2 tRNA genes are annotated in these 235 nt (G+C 55.7%); both read right to left on the bottom strand.

Annotated elements, in window-relative coordinates:
- Position 1: 1 nt before the first annotated feature.
- Positions 2 to 77: transfer RNA gene (locus HA630_RS00210), tRNA-Lys, on the bottom strand.
- Positions 78 to 141: 64 nt separating this feature from the next.
- Positions 142 to 217: transfer RNA gene (locus tag HA630_RS00215), tRNA-Lys, on the bottom strand.
- Between the last annotated feature and the right edge of the window lie 18 nt (positions 218 to 235).

Raw genomic sequence — 235 nt, forward strand, 5'->3', positions numbered from 1 at the left:
ATGGTGGGTCGTGCGTGACTCGAACACGCGACCTACGGATTAAAAGTCCGCTGCTCTACCAACTGAGCTAACGACCCCACCGGAAACTGGGCATCAAGAAAAAAGCACCCGGGCATTGCTGCGGCAAGTGCTTGATTCGAATGGTGGGTCGTGCGTGACTCGAACACGCGACCTACGGATTAAAAGTCCGCTGCTCTACCAACTGAGCTAACGACCCCACCGGAAACCGTGGCAA

This window comes from Aquabacterium sp. A08, assembly GCF_011742065.1.